Source organism: Enterococcus sp. HMSC072F02 (assembly GCF_001837725.1).
GTDB classification, from domain to species: Bacteria; Bacillota; Bacilli; order Lactobacillales; family Enterococcaceae; genus Enterococcus_B; species Enterococcus_B lactis.
Genome location: NZ_KV833975.1, coordinates 1 through 998, shown reverse-complemented (window position 1 = coordinate 998; position 998 = coordinate 1). Strand labels below are relative to the sequence as shown.

1 protein-coding gene is annotated in these 998 nt (G+C 38.0%); it reads left to right on the top strand.

Annotation, left to right across the window (positions count from 1 at the left end):
- Window positions 1-406: 406 nt before the first annotated feature.
- Window positions 407-940 carry a 3'-5' exonuclease gene (locus HMPREF2731_RS12115; RefSeq protein WP_002291442.1) on the top strand — a complete coding sequence of 178 codons (534 nt, stop codon included), beginning with the start codon at window positions 407-409 and terminating at the stop codon, window positions 938-940.
- Window positions 941-998: the final 58 nt, after the last annotated feature.

The following is a 998-nucleotide window of genomic DNA, read 5'->3' as shown; positions in this document are numbered from 1 at the left end:
CCGAAGGTCAGCTGATTGAACACCGTTTACCATGAGGTTGTGAGCCTGCCGTTTCACACTGAGGCACAAGGAGCAATTTCAAAAAACAGCTTCTCATGTTTATTGAATATTGTGACTTGTGACCGAGGAGTTGGCAGGAGAACACCGTTTATCAAGAGGTTGTGAAATCAATGTCCTGACCTGAGTATTAGAGAAAGAAAACGGCAAAATAGTTCCTCATATTTGCCGTTTTCTGGCTGATACCGAGAAGTCATGATCCTCTCGTCTAACTCCGAGTCGCAAGGAATGAGTTCAAAAAATAGCTTTTCTCTACAAAAACTACATAAAAAATCCTATGTTTTTTGTTAAAACTATTTGTTTTTTTCAAAAGTATGTTACAGTAATTTCCCAAGGAGGTTTTACAGAAATGAATTTTGTTGCCATGGATTTTGAAACTGCCAATCATCAGCCTTATAGCGCTTGTTCTCTTGCGTTAGTCATGGTAAAAAACAGCCAAATCGTCGATGAATTCTATACATTGATACAGCCTGAAACTCCTTTTTTCTGGCGAAATGTCCAAATTCACGGAATCCATCAAGAAGACGTACGCAATGCACCGAAATTTCCAGAAGTCTGGCAAACTATCCAGCCATATTTTCAAAAAAATCGTTTAGTCGTTGCACATAATGCTGCTTTTGATACAAAGGTCTTAGCAGGTTGTTTAGATTATTACCATCTCGAACAGCCTAATTATCTTTCTTTATGTACAGTGAAAAGCAGTCGTCGCTTGTTTCCTGAATTTCCAAATCATCGATTGAACACTGTGTGCGAAAATTTGAACATCCAATTAGATCATCATCATGATGCATTGGAAGATAGTCGTGCGTGTGCGGAAATCCTGCTTTATCAAGAAAAAAAATTCGGGACAGATCCATTGAAAAAACTCGTGACTATAAAGTAAAATAATCATTTACTTATGAAACGCACAAAGAGGTTGTGAAATCAGCGTTTTGACCTGA

What these genes read in the sequence shown, in the direction of transcription:
- HMPREF2731_RS12115 (WP_002291442.1), top strand. Translation starts at nt 407, where the DNA reads ATGAATTTTGTTGCCATGGATTTTGAAACTGCCAATCATCAGCCTTAT.